This is a genomic window from Oscillochloris sp. ZM17-4 (assembly GCF_019599295.1).
In the GTDB taxonomy this organism is placed as follows: domain Bacteria; phylum Chloroflexota; class Chloroflexia; order Chloroflexales; family Chloroflexaceae; genus Oscillochloris.
Genome location: NZ_JAIEWN010000001.1, coordinates 113,343 through 135,955 on the forward strand (window position 1 = coordinate 113,343; position 22,613 = coordinate 135,955).

A 22,613-nucleotide genomic window follows, 5' to 3' on the forward strand; every position below is an offset into this window, starting at 1 on the left:
TGCGCCCTAGCGTACGACAAGTGGCATGTAGATCCGATACTCCTGCTGGAGGGCCGGCTGGTTCAGCTCATACTCGTGGCGCGCCCCGCCGATCTCCACCTCCACCAACCAGTAGCTGTACCCCACCTGCGGGTCGGCGCTGCTGTCGAGCCAGCTGTAGCGCGCCCCGCCGCCACCTACGCCGCTGGACAGAATCAGCGGCCCGCTCACCTGCTCCGCGTCGGCGCGGCTGCCCGTGGCGCTGCGGTAGATCTCGAAGCCTGCGCTATTGATCTCCGCCCCCGTCTCCCAGCGCAGCAGGTTGCCGCTGCGCTGCCGCTCCAGGGTGAAGCTCTGGAGCGTGATCGCCGTCGGCGGGCGCGACATCCCGGCCCACCAGGTCAGATCCTGCACGCCGATGCCCAGCGTGAAGACCTTCGTCTTCCCGCTGTTTGGGTTGGCGTCACTGTCGATGCTGTTGTCGCCGCCCTGATCCTGCGGGCTGATCAGCCAGCCTGAGGGCGGGTAGAACTGGATGTAGTAGTCGCCCGGCTCCAGGTCGATGAAGATGAACGCCCCGGTGCTGTCGGTGACGGCGCTGGCGACGAGGCTTCCGTCGCTGCGGTAGAGCTCGACGGTGACGCCGGGGATTCCGGCCTCGCCCGCCCCAAAGATGCCGTCGTGGTTGCTGTCCTCCCAGACGTGGTTGCCCACGCTGGCGAGCTGGTAGATCCCGCCGTCGAGGCTGTCGTTGACCTCTCCGGGCGTCAGGCTGACCACGCCGCTCTGCATACTGGCCCGGTCGATGTCGCTGTCGGTGGCCGTGTCGCCGCCCTGGAGCTGCGGGCTGATCTGCCGGCCCGTCGGGCGCACGACCTCGATCTGGTAGTCGCCCGCGCCCAGCTCGCGGAAGTGGTAGCTGCCGTCGCTCGCCGTGGTGGTTGTGCTGATCACGGCGCCGCCCTGGATGAGCCGCATGGTCACGCTGGACACGCCCAGTTCGCCGCTGTCCTGCACGCCGTTCGCGTTCGCGTCGTCCCAGATGAAGTCGCCCAGGCTGGCCGGCAGGTAGATCCCGGCGTCCCAGCTCAGGTCGTTGGCCCCGCTGGCTAGGGCGAATGTCGCGCTCTGCCCGATGGCCCGGTCGGCGTCGCTATCGACGCTATCGTCCGTCCCTCGATCCGCCGGGCTGAAGATGTAGCCCGCCGGCAGGTTGCTGAAGACGACGTAGTAGTCGCCCGGCGTCAGGCCGCTGAAGCTGTAGATCCCGTCCTCGGCCCCGACCGTCGCCGTGGTGCTGCTGCTCACCAAGGTGCCATCGGCCTGGTAGAGCGTCACGGTGACGTCATTCACGCCGACCTCGCCCGCGTCCTGCACTCCGTTGGCGTCCAGGTCGTTCCAGACCCGGTCGCCCATGCTGGCAGTCGTGTAGATGCCCGCGTCCCAGGTCGGGTCGTCCTGGCTGCTCAGCAGGTCGATGTCGGATGTTCGCCCGCTGGCCGGGTCGGCGTCGCTGTCCTTGCTGCTGTTACCACCCTGGCTCTGCAAGGTGAAGGAGTAGCCCGCCGGCAGGCCGCTGAAGACCAGGTAGTAGCGGTCGGGGGGCAGGCCGATGAACTGGTAGAAGCCGTCGGCGTCGGTGATCTGCGGCGTCCCTACCTGCCCAGTGGCCGTGTTGTAGAGCGTGACGGTGACGCCGGGTACGCCGGGCTCGCCCGCGTCCTGCACGCCGTTGTGGTTCATGTCCTCCCAGACAGTATCGCCCAGGCTTGCAAGCTGGTTGATCCCGGCGTCCCAGCTGTCATCGCTCTCGCCGCTGGTCAGAGTGGTGGCGATCGTCTCGCCACTGGTGCGGTCGGCGTCGCTGTCAATCGCATCGTCGCCGCCCGCGTCGCGGCGGGTGAAGAGGTAGCCAGTGGGCTTGTCGAAGACCAGGTAGTAGCTGGCCGGCGGCAGGTCGCTGAACCCGTAGATCCCGCTGCCGTCTGTCGGCGTGCTGTCCACCAGGAGGTCGTCGCCGCCGCCGGGTATTCCGTCGGCGCCTGCGTCGTAGAGGGTGACGATGACGCCGCTCACCCCCAGCTCGCCCGTGTCCTGCAGGCCGTTGCCGTCCGCATCCTCCCAGACCCGGTCGCCGATGCTGGCCGGCTTGAACAGGCCGAAGTCGACCGTCTGGTTGCCGTTGGTGTCGTCGCCGTCGTCGGCGACATCCGGCTCGCCCAGGGCGCTGAGGCTGACCGGCGCGCTCTGGATGCTGCCGCCGATCAGGCTGCCGTTGTCGTCGTTGTTCTTGTCGTTGGCTGCCGGGGCGCCGGTCGGGTCGTCCGGGTCAGGCGCGGGCTCGCTCGGCCCCGCCGTTAGGCTGTGCGCGCCGGTGCTGCTGCGGTAGCCGCTCAGCACGCCGCTGAAGTTGCTGGCCGGCAGAACCACGATGTAGTCGCCCTGGGCCAGCCCGCTGAACTGGTAGAGCCCGCCGCCGGCAGTCGTGGTGGTGCCTACCAGGCTGTTGTCGCTGGCCCGGCGCAGCTCGACCGTCACGCCGTTGATGCCGCTCTCGGTCGCGCTGTCGAACTGGCCGTCATTGTTCAGATCGTCCCAGACCAGGTTGCCCAGGCTGAGCGTGTGGTAGATCCCGGCGTCCCAGTCCAGGTCGGTCTGCCCGGCACTCAGGGTGATCGTCGCCGTGCCGCCGTCGGCCGGGCTGGCGTCGCTGTCGGTCGCGGACGTGCCCTGGCCGGTCGGGCTGAAGACGTAGCTCGGCGGCAGGCCGCTGAAGACCACGCGGTAGTCGCCTGCGGCCAGGTTATCGAAGCTGTAGAGCCCGCCTCCGGCGGTGGTCGTTGTCGCCACCTGGCTATTGCTCGCGTCGTAGAGCGTCACGGTGACGCCGTTCACCCCCGACTCGCCCGCGTCCTGCACGCCATTGCCGTTCAGGTCGTCCCAGACGAAGTTGCCCAGGCGGGCCGGCTTGAAGAAGCCAAAGTCGACCGTCTGGTTGCCGTTCTTGTCATCGCCGTCCACACCGCTGTCTGGCTCGCTGTCTAGGTCCAGGGTGATGGGCATGCTGACCACGTCGCCGCCAGTGAGGCTGCCGTCGTCGTGGTTGTCCTGGTCGGCGTCAGGGTCGGGCGCCGGCTCGTAGGCACCGGTGAGGCTGCCATTGGTGCCGCTGCTGCTGATGTAGGCCGGCATAGCGCCGCTGGCGGACAAGGCACCACCCGTGGCGAAGTTGCTCGCCGGGATGACGACGATGTAGTCGCCAGGGATGAGCTTGGTGAAGCCGTAGACCCCGCCGAGCTTGGTGGTGTCGCTGATGACGAAGGTGTCGCCCGCGCCATAGCTGCCGTCGCCGTTGTCCAGGTAGAGATCGACGGTTACGCCGTTGATGCCGCTCTCGGTCCCGCTGTCGAACTGGCCGTCGTTGTTCAGGTCGTCCCAGACCAGGTTGCCCAGGCTGAGCGGGCGGAACACGCCGAAGTCGAGGGTCAGGTTGCCGTTGGTGTCGTCGGTGTCAACGCCGATGTCCGGCTCGCTCTGGGAGGTCAGGGTGACGGGCAGGCTGGCCACGTTGCCGCTGCCGTCGGTATTGCCGCTATCGTCGCTGTCGATGTCTCCGTCGGGGTCGGCCAGGGCCGTGCCCTCGTAGTCGCCGGTCGCGCTGCCGTTGGTGCCGGTGCTGCTGACGTAGGCCGGCATGGTGGCGGTGGCGGCCAGGGCGCCTGCCCCCGTGAAGTTGCTCGCCGGCAGGGCCACGACATACTCGCCGGGGATGAGGCTGTCGAAGCTATAGGTTCCGCTGATGTTGGTGGTCGTGGTCAGGGTGACGGTGTCGCCCAGGCCGTTGGTGCCGCTCAGCTCAACGGTCACGCCGCTGATGCCGCTCTCGGTCAAGCTGTCGAATGTGCCATCATTATTGAGGTCGTCCCAGACCTGGTTGCCCAGGCGCACCAGGCTGTAGAAGCCGGCGTCCCAGGTCGGGTCGATCTCGCCGCTGGCGAGATCGGTCGCGGCGGTGCGCAGGGTGGTCGGGTCGGCGTCGCTGTCGTCGGTTGTGTCCGTACCCTTGCCCGTCGGGCTGGCCTTATCGAAGCCGGCGGGCAGGCTGAACTGCACCCGGTAGAAGCCGGGGATGAGGCCGGTGAAGCTGTAGGCACCGCCGCCGGCTGTGGTGGTGGTGGCGGCGCTCAGGTTGTCGTCGGCGGTGCCAAAGGCACCGTCGGGGCCGGCGTACTGGAGGGTGACGGTCACGCCGTCGATGCCGGGCTCGCCCGCGTCCTGCACGCCGTTGGCGTTCTGGTCGTGCCAGACGAAGTCGCCCAGGCTGGCCGGCTGGTGGAAGCCGAAGTCGAGCGTCAGGTTGGAGTTGTGATCCGGGGCACCGTCCGGCTCCTCGCCCGAGCTCAGGGTGATCAGGTTGCTGCTTGCGGTCGCGCCGACGCCGATGCCGTTGTCATCGTCGTTGGTGTTGCTATTCGGGTTCGGCGTGTCGGTCAGGTCGTCGGATGAGCTGTAGCCGGCGGGCGGGGTGACGCGCACGATGTAGCCGCCGGGCTTGAGGTTGGTGAAGAGGTAGAGCCCGTCCGCAGCGGTGGTCTGAGTGGCGGTGGCGATAGTCTCGTCTACGCCGCCGCTGCCGCTGTTATCCTCAAGCGTGCCATTGCCGTTGGCGTCGAAGAAGAGATCAACGCTCGCCCCGGCCAGCGGGCTGTCGGTGCCGTCGAAGGTGCCGTTGTTGTCGCGGTCGATGAAGACCAGGTCGCCCAGGCTGAGCGGCTGGTAGAAGCCGAAGTCGAGGCTCGGGTTGGAGTTGGGATCGCTGTCCCCGTCGTTGATCTCCTGGCCCGAGCTGAGCGTGATCGGGTTGCTGCTGACCGGCGTGGTGACGCTGTCGCCAATGCCGTTGTCGTCGTTGTTGCTGTTGTTATTCGGGCTGGCGCTGCTGGCGATATCGTCGGACGAGCGGTAGCCGGCGGGCGGGGTGACGCGCACCACGTAGTCGCCAGCGGGCAGGTTGCTGAACAGGTAGAGTCCATTGGCCGGGGTCGTGATTGTAGCGACCGGGGTGCCGTCGCTCGCGCGGGCCTGGGTCGTCCCGTCGGCGAGGAACAAGTCCACCGCCGCACCCTGAAGCGGGCTGTCGCTGCCGTCGAAGGTGCCGTTGTTGTCGCGGTCGATGAAGACCAGGTCGCCCAGGCTGACCGGCTGGTAGAGGCCGAAGTCGACGGTCAGGTTGCTGTTGTCGTCGGCGGTCGCGTCGCCGCCCACCGTGTCGGTCTCGCCGGTCGGCTCGCCGCCGACGCTCAGGGTGACGGTGGCGCTGCGGATGACCGCGCCGCTGGCGGTGCCGTTGTCGTCGCTGTCGGCATCGTCGTCACTGGTTCCGACCGTACCGTCGAGTCCGGTGTCCGGGTCGGGGGCGGGCTCGTAGGGCCACGGCAGGGTGGTGCCGGTGCTCGACCGGTAGCTGGCTGCCGGGGCGATCTCGACGATGTAGCCGCCGGCGCTCAGGTTCGTGAAGCGGTAGTAGCCGCCGCCGGCGGTGGTGGTGCTGGCGATCGCGTCGGTCGTATCCACGCCGCCGCCGTTCACGTCGTCGGGCTGGCCGTCGCCGTCGTTGTCGCGGTAGAGCCGCACGTCTACGCCGTCGATGCCAGGGCTCGCGCCGTCATCGATAATCCCGTTGTTGTTACGATCCTCCCAGACCCGGTTGCCCAGGCTGAGCGCGGTGTAGAAGCCGAAGTCTACCGTGTAGTTGGCGTTGGCGTCATCGGCCGTCTCCGTGAAGCCGAGGGTGGCCGGCTCGCCGGTGGGCTCCGCACCGAGGCTCAGGGTGACGGGCGCGCTGCGCACGACCGCGCCGCTGGTGGTGCCGTTGTCGTCGCTGTCGGGCGCGAGCGCCCCGCCGGTGTCGGGGTCGGGGGCGGGCTCGTAGGGCGTTGGCAGGCTCTGGCCGGTGCTGCTGCGCATGCCGGCCGGGGTGTCCACCTCGACGATGTAGGTGTCGGCGCCCAGGTCGGTGAAGAGGTAGTAGCCGCCGCTGGCCGTGGTGACGGTCAGGATGGCGTCGGCGGTGGTCACGCCGGCGGTGCCGTCCACATCGTCGGGGGTGCCGTCGTCGTTGCTGTCGCGGTAGAGCCGCACGGTCAGGCCGTCGATGCCGCTCTCACCCGCGTCGATGAGGCCGTCGTTGTTCAGGTCGTCCCAGACCCGGTTGCCCAGGCTGAGCGGCTGGTAGAAGCCGAAGTCCACCGTGTAGTTGGCGTTATTGTCGCGGGCGCTATCGCTGAGCGTCGTCGGTCGCGACCGTGTCGGGGTCGGGGGCGGGCTCGTAGGCGCTGAAGTTGCCGGTCGAGCTGCGGTAGCCGGCCGGGGGCACCACCTCGACGATGTAGTCGCCGGCGAACAGGTCGGTGAAGAGGTAGTAGCCGTCGGCGGTTGTGGTCTGGTCGGCCACCGTGGCGCCGGTGGCGTCGGTGGCGGGGTTGCCCGCGCTGTCCAGCAGGCGCACGGCCACGCCGGCGATGCCGGGGCTGGCCCCGTCGGCGGCGTTGATCGTGCCGCTGTTGTCGAGGTCGTTCCAGACCCGGTTGCCCAGCGAGAAGCTCGGGTAGAAGCCGAAGTCGACTGTGCGGTTGGACTGGGCGTCGGGGGCTTCGCCCGTAGTCACCGCCGGGCCGCCGCCGATCTCGCTGGTCGGCTCGGCGGTGCCGGTGCCCTCGCCAAGGGTGACGGCGGCGCTGCGCACCACCGCACCGCTGACGGTGCCGTTGTCGTCCTCGTCGGTGGCGTCGCTGTCCGGGTCGGGGGCGGGCTCGTAGGGCAGGGGGGAACCCGAGCTAGTACTGCTGCGGTAGCCGGCCAGCGCGTTTGCGCCGGTGAAGTTGCTCGCGATCACCTCGACGATGTAGTCGCCGGCGGGCAGCAGGTCGAAGCGGTAGAACCCGCTGGCGTCGCTGGTCTGGACGGGCGCGTTGCTGCCGTCGATGCGCACCGCTGGGTTGACGCCGTCGCTCTGGAGCAAGCGCACGGTCACGCCGCTGATACCGTTTTCGCCTGCGTTCTGGGTGCCGTTGTTGTTGCGGTCGTCCCAGACGCGGTTGCCGAGCGAGTAGTAGCGCACGATGCCGAAGTCAATCGTCGGGTCGTCGCTGCTGCCGGTGGCGTTGTTCACCGTGGGCTCGGCGCCGGGGACGAGCGTGAAGACGTTGCTGGTCGCCGTCGTGGCGGTCTGGTCGCTGCCGACGCCGTTGTCGTCGTTATCGGTGTTGGCGCTCGGGTTGGCGCTGTCGGCGGTGTCGCGGGTGCTGACGTAGCCGGCCGGCACGTCGATCTGCACCTGGTAGCTGCCCTCGGGCAGGCGACTGAAGGCGTAGTTGCCGCTGCTGTTGGTGGTCATACCGCCGAGGGCGTCATCGGCGGTGCCGAGCCGCCCGTCGGGGCCAATCGGAATCTCGTTGCCATTGGACGAGTAGAGGCGCACGGTGACGTTGGCGATGCCGAGCTCGCCCGCTACCCACGCGCCGTCGTTGTTCAGATCATCCCAGACCAGGTTGCCCAGGCTGGCGGTGTAGAAGCCGAAGTCGACGGTCTGGTTGTCGTTGGCGTCGGGCCGCACCGCCGGGTTGGGGTCGACGTCGGGGTTCTCGCCCACCGGCTCAGTGCCGGGGCTGAGGGTGACGGGCAGGGCCAGCACGCCGCCGCTGTAGAAGCCGCTGGCCTGGAGCGCGCCGTTGTCGTCGCCGTCGGGCGCCGTAGCGCCCCCGGTGTCGGGGTCAGCCGGCGCGATCTCGCTGGTCGTGCCGTCAGCGCCCATAGTGGTGCCGCTGCTGAAGAGGCCGCGCAGCGCGCCCGTGGTCGGGTCGAGCTCGCTGGCCGGGATGCCGACCACGTAGGTGCCGGGGTTGAGCAGGCGCTGGGGCGATAGCCCAGTGCCGCTGGCGTTGGTGCGCTCGGTGAAGAGGTAGGTGCCGGCAGCCGTAGTGGTCGTGGTCACGGCCACGGCCTGGGTCTCATCCACGCCGCCGCTGCCACTGTTATCCTCGATCGTGCCGTTGTCGTTTGCATCGAAGAACAGCTCGACGCGCACGCCGTTGATCCCGACCTCGCCTGGGTCGACGTTGCGGTTGTTGTTGGTGTCGTACCAGACCTGGTTGCCGACGCTGACCGGCTTGTAGAGGCCGGCGTCCCAGGTCATGTCGCTCTCGCCGGCGATCAGGGTGGTGCTGATCATCACCCCGCTGGAGTCGGCGTCGCTGTCGGCCGTGTCATCGGCGCCCTGGTCCTGCGCCGTGAAGACGTAGCCGGCGGGCGCGGTGACGGTGACAGAGTAGTCGTTCGGGATGAGGTCGGTGAACTGGTAGAACCCGGAGGGTAGCGTGGTGGTTGTGCTGATCGGGGTCGCGCCCTGGTAGAGCGTCACGGTGACGCCGTCGATCCCCGGCTCGCCCGCGTCCTGCACGCCATTGCCGTTGCTGTCCTCCCAGACGAAGTCGCCAATGCTGGCCGGCCGGAACAGGCCGAAGTCGAGGGTCTGGTTGCCGTTGGTGCCGTCGCCGTCCACGCCGCTGGCCGGCTCCGTCCCGCTGGCCAGGGTGATCGCGCGGGTCGCGATGTCGCCGGAGCCGAGGAGCGAGCCGTTGTCGTCGCTGTTGGCATCGTCGTCGCCGCCACCGACCGCGCCGTCGAGCCCGGTGTCCGGGTCGGGGGCCGGCTCGTAGTCGCCGCCGGCGCTGCCGTTGGTGCCGGTGCTGCTGGTGTAGGCCGACAGGCCGCCGCTGGCGGCCAGGGCACCAGCCCCCGTGAAGTTGCTCGCCGGGATGACGGCGATGTAGTCGCCGGGGATGAGGTTGGTGAAGCTGTAGATCCCGCCGAGCTTGGTGGTGTCGCTGACGACGAAGGTGTCGCCCGCGCCATAGCTACCGTCGCCGTTGTCCAGGTAGAGATCGACGGTCACGCCGTTGATGCCATTCTCGCCAACATCGAACAGGCCGTTGTTATTGACATCATCCCAGACCAAGTTGCCCAGGCTGAGGTGCTGGAAGAAGCCCAGGTCGAGGGTCAGGTTGGTATTGGGGTCGGTGTCGCCGTCGTTGATCGGCTCGTAGCTCGGGTTGAGGCTGATCGCCTTCGTGACGGCGTAGCCGGCCGGGTCGTCGGTGCCGTTGTCGTCGTTGTCGGCATCGTCGTCGCCGCCACCGATTACGCCGTCGAGACCGGTGTCTGGGTCGGGCGCTGGCTCGTAAGCGTGGGTGGCCGCACCATTAGAGCCCGTGCTGCTGCGGTAGAGGTAGAGCGGCTTCCCGCTGGCGAAGTTGCTCGCCGGGATGACCACGAGGTAGTCGCCCTGCTGTAGGTCGGTGAAGAGGTAGTTGCCACTGGTGTCGGTGGTCGTGGTCAACACCAGCGTGTCGGTGAGAACGTCGTAGCTGCCGCTGTTGTCCGTGTCGCGGTAGAGCTCGACGGTCACGCCGTCGAACCCAGGCTCGCCCGCGTCGACCGTCCCGCTGTCGTTCAGGTCGTCCCAGATCAGGTTGCCCAGGCTGAGCAGCGGGTAGATGCCCATGTCCCAGCTGGTGTCGTTATCGCCGGCGGCCAGCGTGAAGGTCGCCGTCGTGCCGGTGGCTTCGTCGGCGTCGCTATCCTTTGCGTCATCAGCGCCGCTGTTCTGCGGGCTGATTCCATAGTGCGCCGGGATGGTGCTCAGGTCGAAGGTGACAGAGTAGGTTCCCGTGTTCAGGTAGCTGAACCCGTAGAAGCCTGAGGCCAGGGTGGTCGTGGTGCTGATCAGGGTCGCGCCCTGGTAGAGCTTCACGGTGACGCCGCCGACCCCATTTGTCTCGCCCCCGTCCTGCACGCCGTTACCATTCGTGTCGATCCAGACCCAGTCGCCCATACGGGCGTGGTTGAACAGGCCGAAGTCGACGCTCAGGTTGGTGCTTTCGTCCGTCGCCCGGTTGGTCGCGCCGCTCGGCATGCCCGTGTCAGTCTCGCCGGTCGGCTGGTTGCCCAAGGTCACGCTGAAGATGGTGCTCGTCACCGTGTTGCCCGCCACCTGGGTGCCGTTGTCGTCATTGTCGATATCGCTGGCGTTGCCGGTCACGGTCGTGCCCGGCTCGTAGGTGCCGGTCGGCATACCGTTGGCCCCGCCGGTGCTGGAGACCCAGTCTGGGCCGCCGGTGCCCACGCGGATCTGGTAGTGCCCGCCGTCGCGCAGGCCGCCGAAGAAGTAGTGCCCGCCGTTGCTGGTCGTGATCGTGGTGGCGGCTGCTGCCTCGGCGGGTTCGATAGTCCCGCTGTCGTCGGCGTCATAGTAGAGGCTGACGGTCAAGTCGTCGAGCCCAACTTCAGCGGTATCTTTCAGGCCGTCGTTATTCGCGTCGCTCCAGACGAGGTTGCCCAGGCCCAGGCTGTAGAAGCCGAAGTCGACGCTTAGGTTGCTGTTACTGTTGGTATCACCGTCGTTGATCGGCTCATCGTCCAGTTTGAGCGTCACCGCGCCGCTGCTCACCGAGCCGGTGGCCACGCCAGCGCTCGGGCCGACGCCGTTGTCGTCATCGTTGACGTTATCGTCCGGGTCGTTCGCGCTATCGGGCAGGACTCCGCCGTCGCTGCTGCGGAAGTAGCGCAGCGCCCCCGTCCCCGTGAAGTTGCTCGCCGGGATGACCACCACATAGTCGCCGGGGATGAGCTTGTCGAACAGGTAGAGCCCGCCGAGCTTGGTGGTGTCGCTGACGACGAAGGTGTCGGTGCCAGCGGTGTAGGCGTTATTGCCGTCGGTGTCGCGGTAGAGCTCGACGGTCACGCCGTCGATGCCGACTTCGCCATTATTGAACAGGCCGTCGTTATCGGTGTCGTTCCAGACCAGGTCGCCCAGGCTGAGCGGGCGGAAGACGCCGAAGTCAACGGTCAGGTTGCCGTTGGTGTCGTCGGTGTCAGCCGCCAGGGCCGGCTCGTCCTGCGAGCGCAGCGTGATTGGCAGGCTGGCCACGTTGCCGCTGCCGTCGGTGGTGCCGCTGTCGTTGTTGTCGATGTTATTGTCGGGGTCGGCGAGAGCCGCGCCCTCGTAGGGGCCGGTCGCGCTGCCGACGGTGCCGGTGCTGCTGACGTAGGCCGGCAGGTTGCCGCTGGCGGCCAGCTTGCCCGCGCCGCTGAAGTTGCTCGCCGGCAGGGTCACGACATAGGTGCCGGGGATGAGGTTGTCGAACAGGTAGGTGCCGCTGATCGCGGTGGTGGTGGTCAGGGTAACGGTGTCGCCCAGGCCGTTGGTGCCGCGCAGCTCAACGGTCACGCCGACGATGCCGCTCTCGGTGCCGCTGTCGAATTCGCCGTCATTATTGAGGTCATCCCAGACCTGATTGCCCAGGCGCACCCTCTGGTAGAGGCCGGTATCCCAGGTCTGGTCGCTCTGGCCTGCGGTCAGGGTGAGGGCGGCCGTCTTGCCGGTGGCCGGGTCGGCGTCGCTGTCGGTCGTAGCGGTGCCCTTGCCGATCGGGCTGAACTCATAGCCCGTGGGCAGGTCGAATCCGACCCGGTAGGTGCCGGAGATGATATTGGTAAAGGCGTAGATACCGCTGGCGTTGGTCGTCGTGGTGATAGCCTGGGTGCCAATGGTGATGGGGTCGCCATCGACCTGGGCACCGCTACCATCGAGCAGGGTCACGGTCACGCTGATGATGCCGGTCTCGTCGCCGCCATTCTGCACGCCGTTGGCGTCGCGGTCGAACCAGACGAAGTTGCCGAGCTGGGCCGGCTTGAACAGGCCGAAGTCGAGGGTCAGGTCGCTGTTCTCGTCGCGGGCCGGGTTGGTCGTCGCCGTGGGCATGGTCGTGTCGGCCTCGGCCAGCGGCGTCGCGTTGGGCAGCAGATCGAGCACCGCCGAGCGGATGACCGCGCCGCTGGTCGTGCCGTTGTCGTCGCTGTCGACGGCGGACGGGCTGGCAGGCTCGTAGGGGCCGCTGGCGCTGCCGTTGATGCCGGTGCTGCTGATATAGCCCGCCGGGGCGACGATCTCGACCAGGTACTTGCCCTGGGTCAGGCCGCTGAACAGGTAGGCCCCGCCATTGCTGGTGGTCGTGGTCGCCACCGCCGTGCTCTCGGCCCCGGCGTCGATCGTGCCGTTGCCGTTGCTGTCGCGGTAGAGCCGGACGGTCACGCCGTCGATGCCGGCCTCGCCGTTATTCAGCAGGCCGTCATTGTTCAGGTCGTCCCAGACCCGGTTGCCCAGGCTGAGCAGTTGGTAGAGGCCGGCGTCCCAGGTGCGGTCGTCCTCGTTGCTGACCAGCGCGGTGGCGATCGTTGTCCTCGTCGCGGCGGTGCCGGTGGCCACGTCGCTGTCGGTGCTGTCGAGGGTGTTGCCGCTCACATCGCCCTGAGTGAAGGCGTAGCCGCTCGGTCGGTCGAACGTGACCTTGTAAGTGCCGGGGATGCGGCCGGTGAACAGGTAGTTGCCGCTGGCGTCGGTCGTCGTCGTGGCCGCCGTCAGGTTATCGTCGGCGGTGCCGAAGGTGCCGTCGGGGCCGGCGTACTGCAGGGTGACGGTCACGCTCGGGAAGGTCGGGCTGCCCGCTTCCTGCACGCCGTCGCCGTTGATATCCTCCCAGACCCGGTCGCCGATGGTGGCCGGCCGGTAGAGCCCGGCGTCCCAGGTCGGGTCGTCCTCGCCGCTCACCAGGGTGGTGTCGATCGTCGCCCCAGTGGTGCGGTCGGCGTCGCTGTCGATCTCGTCGGCGGTCGCCCCGCTGGCCAGATCCTTAAGTGTGATCTCGTAGCCCGCCGGAGGGGTGAAGGTGACGTGGTAGCTGCCGGGGGTAAGGCCGGTGAAGCTATAGGCTCCGTTGCTGTCGGTGGTCGTGGTCAGGCTGACGACGTTGCCGGCGCCGTCGGTGCCGTCGAGGGCGACGCCCACGCCGTTGATGCCGGGCTCGCCGCTGTCCTGCACGCCGTTGCCGTTCATGTCCTCCCAGACGAGGTCGCCCAGGCTGGCAAACTGGTAGAAGCCGGCGTCCCAGGTCGGGTCGTTCTCGCCGCTGGTCAGCTCGGTCACGGTGGTGCGCAGGGTGGTCGGGTCGGCGTCGCTGTCGACCGTGTCGTCCGCGCCCTGGTTGGCCGCGCTGGCCTTGTCGAATCCGGCGGGCAGGGCGAACTGCACCCGGTAGAAGCCAGGGGTGAGGCCGGTGAAGCTGTAGGCTCCGCCGCCGGCGGTGGTGGTCGTGGCGGCGCTCAGGTTGTCGTCGGCGGTGCCAAAGACGCCGTCGGGGCCGGCGTACTGCAGCGTGACCGTCGCGCCATCGATGCCGGGCTCGCCCGCGTCCTGCACGCCGTTGGCGTTCTGGTCGTGCCAGACATAGTCGCCCAGGCTGGCCGGCTTGTACAGGCCCATGTCGCGAGTCATGTCGCTGGCCGAGATGGTGAAGTCGGTGATGGTGAAGCTGGCGTCGGCGTCGCTGTCTTTGGCGTCATCGCCGCCCTGATCCTGCGGGCTGCGCAGGTAGCCGGCCGGGATGTTGCTGAAGACAATACGGTAGGTGCCCGGGAAGAGATCCTCGAAGAGGTAGTTGCCGTCCAGGTCGGTGTAGGTGTAGTCCACCAGACTTGCGCCCTGGTAGAGCTCGACCTTCACGCCGGGCACGCCGTTGAGCTCGCCCGGATCCTGAACGCTATTATTGTTCGCGTCGATCCAGTCCTCATTTGGATCCTGGATGCCGTTGGCGTTCAGGTCGATCCAGACCCGGTCGCCCAGGTCGATCTTCGGGAAGATGCCGGCGTCCCAGGTCTTATCGGTCTGCCCCGAGGCCAGGCCGATCAGGCCAGTCACTCCGCTGATCGGGTTGGCATCGCTGTCGAGCGTATCGTCGCTGCCCTGGTTCTGCTGGGTGAAGGAGTGATCCGCCGGCAGGTCGCTGAAGATCAGGTAGTAGTTGCCCGGGGTCAGGTTGGTGAAGGTGTAGATGCCGGTTGCATCAGTGGTCGTGCTCGTCACCGTGATGCCGGCGCTGCTGTAGAGCGTCACGGTCACGCCGTTTACACCGGTCGCGCCGTCGTCCTGGATGCCGTTCACATTCGTGTCGAGCCAGACCCGGTCGCCCAGGGCGGCCAGGTTGTAGACGCCCATGTCCCAGCTCAGGTCGCTGGTGCTGGAGGGGAGGCTGATCAGCGGCGTCCGCATGGTCGCCGAAACGACGTCGCTGTCGTTGTCGCTGTCGGCCGCCGCGCTGTTCTTCGGCGAGACTTTAGTGTAGCCAGTGGGCATGGCGAACTCAACGATGTAGTCGCCGGGGGCCAGGTCGCTGAACAGGTAGGTGCCGCTGATCGTGGTGGTGGTGGTGATCGCCTGGATGCCGGTGGTGAGTGGATCACCGTCCACCGGGTTGCCGGCGCTGTCGAGCAGAGCGACGGCCACGCCGCTGACACCCAGCTCGCCCGGGTCCTGCACGCCGTTGGCGTTCAGATCGTGCCAGACCCGGTCGCCCAGCTTCGAGGGCTGGTAGACGCCGACGTCCCAGCTCATGTCGATCTCGCCGATGTCAAGGGTCGTCTGAATGGTGCGCAGCGTGCCCGGGGCGACGTCGCTGTCCTTGGCGTCGTCACCGCCCTGATCCTGCGGGCTGAGCAGGTAGGTATCCGGCAGAACGAAGGAGAGCCAGTAGTCGCCGGGCGCCAGGCCGCTGAAGCTGTAGTTGCCGCTGGTGTTGGTGACGGTGCTGTCGATCTCGCTGCCGCTGGCGTTGTGCAGGATCACCTGGACGCCGGCCACGCCGTTGCTCTCGCCGACATCCTGGATGCCGTTGGCGTTGAGGTCGAGCCATGCCTTATCGCCGATGCTGGCCGTCGGGTAGATGCCGAAGTCCCAGCTGGTGTCATTCTCGCCGATGATGAGCGGGGTCGGGATGGTCTGGTAGGTGCTCAGGTCTGGGTCGGAGTCGATCAGGTCGGATGCCGGTGTGTTCCCTCCGGCGTCGCGCACGGTGGTGCTGTAGCCGGCGGGCATGCTGAACTCAAGGTAGTAGTTGAGGTCGGGAACCAGGTTCGTAAAGTGGTAGTAGCCGCTGCTGTCGGTGGTCGTGCTCGCCACCGGCGTGCTCTCGCCTTGCCGGTAGAGCCGCACCGCCACGCCCGAGACGCCGGGCTCGCCCACATCCTGCACGCCATCGCGGTTCTTGTCGTTCCAGACGAAGTCGCCGATGCTGGCGTAGCCGAAGAGGCCGATGTCCCAGCTCGGGTCATTCTCGCCCGGGTCGAGGGTGGTGGTCGCGGTGCGCCGGGTGGCGGTGTCGGCGTCGCTGTCCTTGGTGTCGTCGGTGCCGATGTTCTGTGGGCTGACGGTGTAGCCGCTCGGGATGGTGCTGAAGACCACGTAGTAGTCGCCGGGGGGCAGGCCGCTGAAGCCATAGATGCCGTCGATGCCAAGGACATTGGCCGTGGTGGTGGTGCCCACCAGGGTGCCGTCGGCCCGGTAGAGCTTCGCGGTCACGCCATTGATGCCGGGCTCGAGGGCGTCCTGCACGCCGTCGCGGTTCTGGTCGTCCCAGGCCCGGTCGCCGATGCTGGCCAGGGTGGCCACCAGGCCGGCGTCCCAGCTCAGGTCGGCGTCGCCGTCGGCCAGGGTGATCAGGGTCGTCTCGCCAATCGTCGGGCCGGGGGTCGGGTCGGCGTCGGAGTCGAGCTGCGCGTTGCCGCCGAGGTTGCGACCAGTGAAGCTGTTGCCGGCCGGCAGGTTGCTGAAGCGCACCCGGTAGTCACCGGCGCTCAGCTCGGAGAAGCCGTAGCGGCCGGTCGAGTCGGTGGTGGTCGTCTTCAGGACAGCGCCGCCCGCGTCGAGCAGTTCGACTGTCACGCCGGGCACTGCGGGCTCGCCGCTGTCCTGGATGCCGTCGCCGTTCGTGTCGAACCAGACGAAGTTGCCCAGCGAGGCTCCGCCGATCATGCCGAAGTCGAGGGTCTGGTTGCCGTTGCTGCCGTCGCCGTCGATCAGCGCGCTCGGCTCGCCGCCGGCGCTCAGGGTGATCGCCTGGCTGACGATCTGGCCGCTGGACGCGTCTCCATTATCGTCATTATCGATATTGCTGTCCGGGTCGGGCGTTGGCTCATTGCCGGTGCTGGTGCGCAGGCCGTAGAGCGCGCCGCCGGGGGCGAAGTTGCTCGCGTCGATCGTGACGATATAGTCGCCCGCCACCAGATTGCTGAACTGGTACCAGCCCGGCTCGCCCAGGTGGGTGCTGGTGGTGGTGCTGCGCAGGTTCGTGCCGGCGCTGGTGGAGAGGGTCAGGCGCACCCCGTCGATGCCATACTCGCCGTCGGCCGGGTCGTAGCGCCCGTTGTTGTTCAGGTCGCGCCAGACCAGGTTGCCCAGGGTGAGGGTGTCAGACGGCAGGGTCAGGCCAGCGTCGCGGGTCGGGTCGTACTGGTTCGCAAGAAGGGTGAAGGTCGATGTCTTGCCGGTGGCCGGGTTAGCGTCGCTGTCCTGCGGGTTGGTGCCGCTTCCCTGCGTGGTGAACCCGGTGAAGCCGGCTGGCTTAATGAACTCGACATAATAGTCGCCGGGCGTCAGCTTGTCGAAGAGGTAGTAGCCGGGCAGGCCGAAGGGGTCGTTGGCAGTGAAGGTTGTGGCGACGAAGGTGTCGCCCGCGGTATACAGGTTCACCGTCACGCCATTCACGCCATCATCGGCGGACTCATCCTGGATGCCGTTCGCATTGCGGTCGATCCAGACATAGTTGCCCACGGCGGTGCTGGTGGTCAGGCCGGCGTCCCAGGTGGTATCGATCTCGCCGTCGATAAGGTTTGTGACGGGGGTGTAGCCGGTGGCCGGGTCGATGTCAGAGTCGATAGCGTCATCGCCGCCGACATCCTTCGTGGTGACACCGTAGCCGAGGGGCGGCGTGATGCGGGCGTAGTAGTCGCCGGGGGGCATGATGCTGGCGTAGCGCGGGTCGGCGCTCGGGTACGAGGAGAAGAGGTAGTAGCCGGGGTTGCCGGCGTCGTCCGGCCCGCTGATGGTCGTATCCACTAGCGTATCGCCAGCGCTCTGGCCGGGGGTGCCGTCATTGTCGTGGAAGAGCTCGATCCTGGCGCCGTTCACGCCGGTTTCGCCCGCCGTCTGGAGGCCGTCCTTATTCTGGTCGAGCCAGACATAGTTACCATAGGCCGGCGGCTTCGGCTGCTCACGCTCGATGCCGACGCGGGGCGGCTCGGGGGCCAGCAGGAACTCGGCCGCGCCGACGGCGCGGGCGCGGTAGCCGAAGGAGTTCCAGGCGATCTTCCCGGCAGTGACGGTCTCGGTATAGGGCGCTCGCATATGCACCGTGACCGTGACCGAGTCATCGGGCTGGAGCACCAGGCCACCGAAGTTGATCTTAAAGGATTGCACCGTGGTGATGTCGGTCGGCGGCGCACTACTCCATATCGGCGCATCGCAGCCGGGGGACTCGTTGTCTGGGTCAATCCCGAGGTCGGGCACGCGGCAGGGGTTGTTCTGGGTGCTGTAGAAGACGCTCGCGCCCGAGGGCACCGTGATCGGCTCGACCAGGAAGGGCCGCCACTCGGTGCCGCGCGGGGTGGTGGACTGCTTCACGCCCACGTCGCCGACCCAGGGCAGGATGTCGAGCAGGGTCAGCTCGCTGATCGGGATCGTCCCGGTGTTGGTGATCGTCAGCTGGTAGTCGGCGCTGCCGCCGGGCACCGTGTAGCCGTGATCAGGATCGTGCGTCCAGACGGTGTCGAGCTGGCCGAGCACCTCTTTAAGCGAGCCGCTGTTGGCCGCCGCCGCCAGGGTGACGCTAGAGATCGTCGAGCTACAGATCTGCTCCTGAGTGTTGCCGTCATTGTCATAGTCGAGCAGGTCGGCGCTGCTGCTTGAGCAGCTGTCCATCAGGATGTCGCTCGGCTGGTTGTCCCACCCGGAGAGATAGCCCGTGTTGCTCAGCGAGCCAGAGGCGGTATAGGGCGCGATGCGGGCCTGAAACTGAATCGTGATCGTCTCGCCGGGGGCTAGGTTGTAGGCGCTCGTGTCGATCCATCGCCAGCGCAGCAGCGGCTTGCCGCCGCTGTAGTTCGGCACGATGTCGAAGACCGGGTCGGGCGCGCCGGGCGGCTTTGCCGTGATCTGCTGGCTGCCATCCACATAGAGCAGGTCGCTCATCAGCAGATCCACGATCTGCGGGTTCACCAGAGGTGTGGTCAGGCTCTGGAAGCTATTATTTTTGAGGGTGAGGGTATAGGTGACGGTGTCGCCGGCGTTGACGATGCCTGGGTTAACCGCCTTGGCCACGCTCGGCCGTGCGCCAGGCGTGTAGACCACCACACGGGTGCGGGCGGTGCTCTGCCTGAGGATCTTGTGCCCGTTGAAGCTGAACTCAGCGTCGGCGGTGTTGACGATGATCTGGTTGACGGGCGCGCTGATCACCTTGGCCATAAAGCCGTTGCCGCTCACGGCGAAGCCGTAGGGCAGCTGGTCGAGGTAGGTGTAGCGCAGGGCGGTGATCCGTCCACCGGGGTCGAAGGAGGTGCAGCCGCCGCCGGTGTTCGGGGCGATATTCACGCAGCCGGCACCGGTGAAGGGCGAGCCGGGGATGCTTGTCCAGGTCGCGTTCAGGTTGGTCTGATACTCGATCCGGAGGTTCAGCGTGTTGGTCAGGTTATGGGCCGCCGCGATGATCCGCGTTACCTCAAGCTCGACCGGGATGGTATCGGTGAAGACATGCGAGTCAAGCGGGCTGGTGCCACTGTTGCTTGAGCTAAAGCTGTAGGTGACGGTGTCGCCGACCTCGGCGTTGGCTGGCCCGCTCTTGCCAAAGCCGGGGTTCGGCGTGGGCGGCTGGATGAGGCGCACGTCGAAGCCGCTCAGGCTCATGGTCGCCCCGCCCAGGAAGGTCACATCGGCGGCGAGGTCGTTGCGGATCTCGTCGCCGATATTGAAGGCGCCGGTCGGGAACTGGACGGTGACAGTGTGGGTCAGGCAGGACTGGCCGGCGCTGACCAGGATGCTGGCGGCGGGCCAGGTGACCGTCCCGGCGTTGTGGGTGCCGCCGTCGGTGGCGCTGACGAAGGTCGATCCGAGCGGCAGGGTGTCGGTCATCACCACGCTGGTGATGTCGACGGCGCCGATCGAGGAGGGCACGCAGACCTGAACCTGGTAGACGGTGGGCAGGTCGAGCACGCCGCCAGAGACAAAGCGCTTGGTGGCGCGGGCGCTGGGCTGAGCGACGGCGGTGATCGGCAGCGGCTTCGAGATGACGGGCGGCGCGCTTGATCCGCTCATCTCGGCGCGTAGGATGGCGATCGCCCCGTCGGGCGTGCTGCCCTTGGCGAAGCGCACCATCAGCGTAAAGGTGCCGGCGTCGCCGGGGGCGATGTCTGCGTTGAAGGTCCATGTTGCCGTTGATGTCGCCTCATCGTAGGCAGTAGTTGTCTTGTTGCTGGGGTCGAGCGCCTGGACATCGCCGATGGCGCGGGCCAGTTCGGGCGGGATGACGCTGGAGATCACCGCATCGCTGCAGGCCACATTGAAGACCGCCGAGCAGCTGTAGTCCACCTTGATCACCGCCCATTCGCCGCTGTTGACGATCGGCGTCGTGGTGCTCAGGCGCACCTCATAGCTGCTGCTGGCGGCGAGGACTGGCATCGCCTGCATGAGGCTGATAAGGACGAGGATGAGTAGCGTGCCGAGCCTTAGTGCGTTGTTGATGCGGCGGTGCATGACGTGATTCCTTGGTGTATGGCGGGTTTGAAGACGTGGGCACTGGTATGCCATTCAAGCCATAGAGATAATCAATGCATATGGATGACCGACTTGCGCCTACCTGTCTTGCGAGAAGTTAGCACAATAAGACGTGATGATGTCGCAATTAGTCACAGGGTTGCTCATCCCAAGTGAGCTGCTACCAACAAGGGAGGCAGAAACTTTTAATCATCCCAGAACCCGCGTGATGCGTGATCCGTGATGCGTGATCCGTAGCTCGGTCACGCATCACGGATCACGCATTACAATCGGATGATTAATAAAGATCCGCTTCCCCAAGCGGCTGGTTCTGTCTCCCTAGTGTCGATTCAAGCAGCCTGTTTGGGGTGGCGGCAACACAAGGCTGGATTGCAGCGCCCAACCCCCGACTCCCAACTCCTAACCCCCGCGCTGAAAGCGCACTAGGGCAGACCGTGCTGTGATTGCATGGTAGGTTGTGCTGATTACGGTCATGTATCGCGAAGCTTGCTGGATGTCGCAAGGGGGAGGCAACTTTGGTGCAACGCTCCTCGGCTGGCAGTGGTCGGTTGATCGCATGCATGTATTAGCTTCCGCTGTCGAAATAATTGCTTTTATAGCGAAAATAATATTGTGATTTCTTGGACAATTTACGGATAGTGTCATAGAGAAGATAGATAATGGGATTGGCCCATTGAAAAAAATGACATATCATGCCGATGCCTCTGACGCCAAGCACTTGCACGGCTTTTGTAAATATTGAAGCTTCTTTTACCATATGCTATACTCCCAGCCATCAAGCCTTTATATTGCATCTGCCCTGACGTAGCGCTCTAGCGACTGCGCACCCCTTCCAGTGGGGGGCACAGGCGTGATCGCACTGGCTTTGTGTACCCATCGACGATGACTGTGCTGCCTGGAGATGTCGAGCTTTCGTGGTGCGCGCAGCCTGCATCTCCTCTCCACAACCCCTGTGGTGTCGCCTCCGTGCTCTGTAGAAATGAGGGTGTCCTGATGGCTTTCGTGCGGTTTGTCGTCAAGACGATCCGGCTCTCGATCATGCGTATCGGTGCCGGTTGGATGTTCGCGCTGCTCACCTTTAACTTCAACCGTGTCTCGATCTCAGATCTCGGGGCGATCGCGGTGATCGTCACGTCGCTGATCGGCCTGCACCACTTTATCTCGTTCTTTCAGGTCTACTGGGGGCGCTTCTCCGACCGTACGCCCATCCTCGGCTACCGGCGCACGCCCTACATCATGCTCAGCAGCCTCGTGGCGAGCCTGGTCTTCCTCGCCCTTCCCTCGGTGGCGATCGGCCTGGGCGCGCGCTCGATAACGGCGACACTAGAGGCCTTCGTCCTGATCGTGATCTTCGGTGCCAGCATGGCGATGAACGGCAGCGCCTCGAACGCGATGGTCGCCGAGGTGACGACGCAGAAGGAGCGCGGCGCGGTGATCGCGGTGGTCTGGGCGACCATTATTATCAGCGGCATTATCTCGGCGGCGGTGGCCGGCAGCATTATGCCGAGCTACGACCCGGCGAAGATGCAGCAGCTCTATAACCTGACCCCAATCGTGGTGCTTGTCACGGCGCTGATTGGGGTGGTTGGGATGGAGCGGCGCATGAGCACGGCCGAGGTGGCGGAGCTGCGGGCCGAGTCGCCGGGGGCGATCGAGAGCCCGCTGACCTCCTTTCGCGTGGCGGCGGGCCTGGTACGCGACAATGTGCAGGTGCGAGCATTCTTCCTCTTTGTGCTGCTGGCGATCATGGGTATCTTCTTGCAGGACGCTATCTTGGAGCCCTTCGGCGCCGAGGTGTTCGGCATGAACCAGGCCACCACCGCCCACTTCCAGCAGGCCTGGGGCGGCGGCGCGCTGCTGGGTATGATCGGCATCGGCGTGCTCAGCAGCCTGCTGCCGATCTCGAAGAAGCTGATCGCCACCATCGGCGGCCTTGGCGTCGCTGGCGGCCTCGTGATGATCGTCGCCTCGTCGCTTATCTCGCGGCAGTCGCTGATCGAGCCCGGCCTGATGCTGATGGGTCTGGGGATCGGCCTGTTCGATGTGGGCGCTCTCGCGATGATGATGGAGATGACGGTCGATGGGCAGACCGGCCTGTACATGGGGCTGTGGGGCATGGCCCAAGGGCTGGGCAACGGCTTCGCCAATATCGCGAGCGGCGCACTGCACACCGGCCTGATCGAGACGGGCCTGCTCAGCCCAACAATGGCCTACGCCACGATCTTTGGCTTTGAGGCGCTGGTGATGGTAGCTGCGGTGGGTATCCTGCGCGGCATCAGCGTCCAGGAGTTTAAGGGCCTCACCAGCAAGGATATCGGCACGGTTCTGGCGATGGATGCGGCCTGATAGGGCGTTGCGCAGGGAGGGACGCAGCGCGCTGCGTCCCTCCCTGCGACGCGGGATCATCGTATGTACACACCTGATCAGCTTGCCCGTCGTGAGCGCTCGAAGTGGACGCGTGTGCAGATCATTCTGGCGCCTATCCAGTTTGTTGCCTTCCTGATCAGCTTCGGGCTCGTTATCCACTACCTTGTCACCGGCCAGGGCTACCTCGCGGCGACGATCAGCATCTGGGTCAAGATCGCACTGATCTGGGCGCTGACGATCACCGGGATGCTCTGGGAGTACGACATGTACGACCACTACTTTATGGCGAAGGAGTTCTTCTGGGAGGATCTGGGCAATCTGATCGCCATCCTGACCCATAACGCCTACTTTGTGGCCAAGTGGGTCGGCGCTGATGAGCGCACGGTGATGTGGGTGATGGTGTTCGCCTATATCACCTACCTGTTCAATGCTGCGCAGTTTATTGTTCGCGGCATCCGCTCGGCTCGCCAGCGCCGCGCCCTCCAGAGCGCCGGCACACAGGCTACGACTGTCCGTAGCTAATCGTCCGTCGGCCATCGATGGCCGACAGGGA

The 22,613-nt window shown here is 66.3% G+C and carries 4 protein-coding genes; 2 read left to right on the plus strand and 2 right to left on the minus strand.

The window, feature by feature from the left end; translation table 11 throughout:
* Window positions 1–6: 6 nt before the first annotated feature.
* Both K2Z83_RS00445 and K2Z83_RS00450 read right to left on the minus strand, forming a co-directional pair.
* Window positions 7–6,228, minus strand: a complete 6,222-nt coding sequence (locus K2Z83_RS00445) for an SdrD B-like domain-containing protein (protein WP_220593216.1) — start codon at window positions 6,226–6,228, stop codon at window positions 7–9.
* Between the two features lie 28 nt (window positions 6,229–6,256).
* Window positions 6,257–19,672, minus strand: a complete 13,416-nt coding sequence (locus tag K2Z83_RS00450) for an SdrD B-like domain-containing protein (RefSeq protein ID WP_220593217.1) — start codon at window positions 19,670–19,672, stop codon at window positions 6,257–6,259.
* A 1,014-nt stretch (window positions 19,673–20,686) separates the two neighbouring features.
* On the opposite strand from K2Z83_RS00450, the gene K2Z83_RS00455 reads away from it, so the two are divergent.
* Both K2Z83_RS00455 and bchF read left to right on the plus strand, forming a co-directional pair.
* On the plus strand, window positions 20,687–22,039 hold the full coding sequence (locus K2Z83_RS00455) for a BCD family MFS transporter (protein ID WP_220593218.1): 1,353 nt from the start codon (window positions 20,687–20,689) through the stop codon (window positions 22,037–22,039).
* A 63-nt stretch (window positions 22,040–22,102) separates the two neighbouring features.
* Window positions 22,103–22,582, plus strand: coding sequence for a 2-vinyl bacteriochlorophyllide hydratase (gene bchF, locus K2Z83_RS00460; protein WP_220593219.1), 480 nt, complete (start codon window positions 22,103–22,105; stop codon window positions 22,580–22,582).
* The last annotated feature ends 31 nt before the right edge of the window (window positions 22,583–22,613 follow it).

What these genes read in the sequence shown, in the direction of transcription:
- K2Z83_RS00450 (WP_220593217.1), bottom strand. Translation starts at nt 19,672, where the DNA reads ATGCACCGCCGCATCAACAACGCACTAAGGCTCGGCACGCTACTCATC.
- K2Z83_RS00455 (WP_220593218.1), top strand. Translation starts at nt 20,687, where the DNA reads ATGGCTTTCGTGCGGTTTGTCGTCAAGACGATCCGGCTCTCGATCATG.
- bchF (WP_220593219.1), top strand. Translation starts at nt 22,103, where the DNA reads ATGTACACACCTGATCAGCTTGCCCGTCGTGAGCGCTCGAAGTGGACG.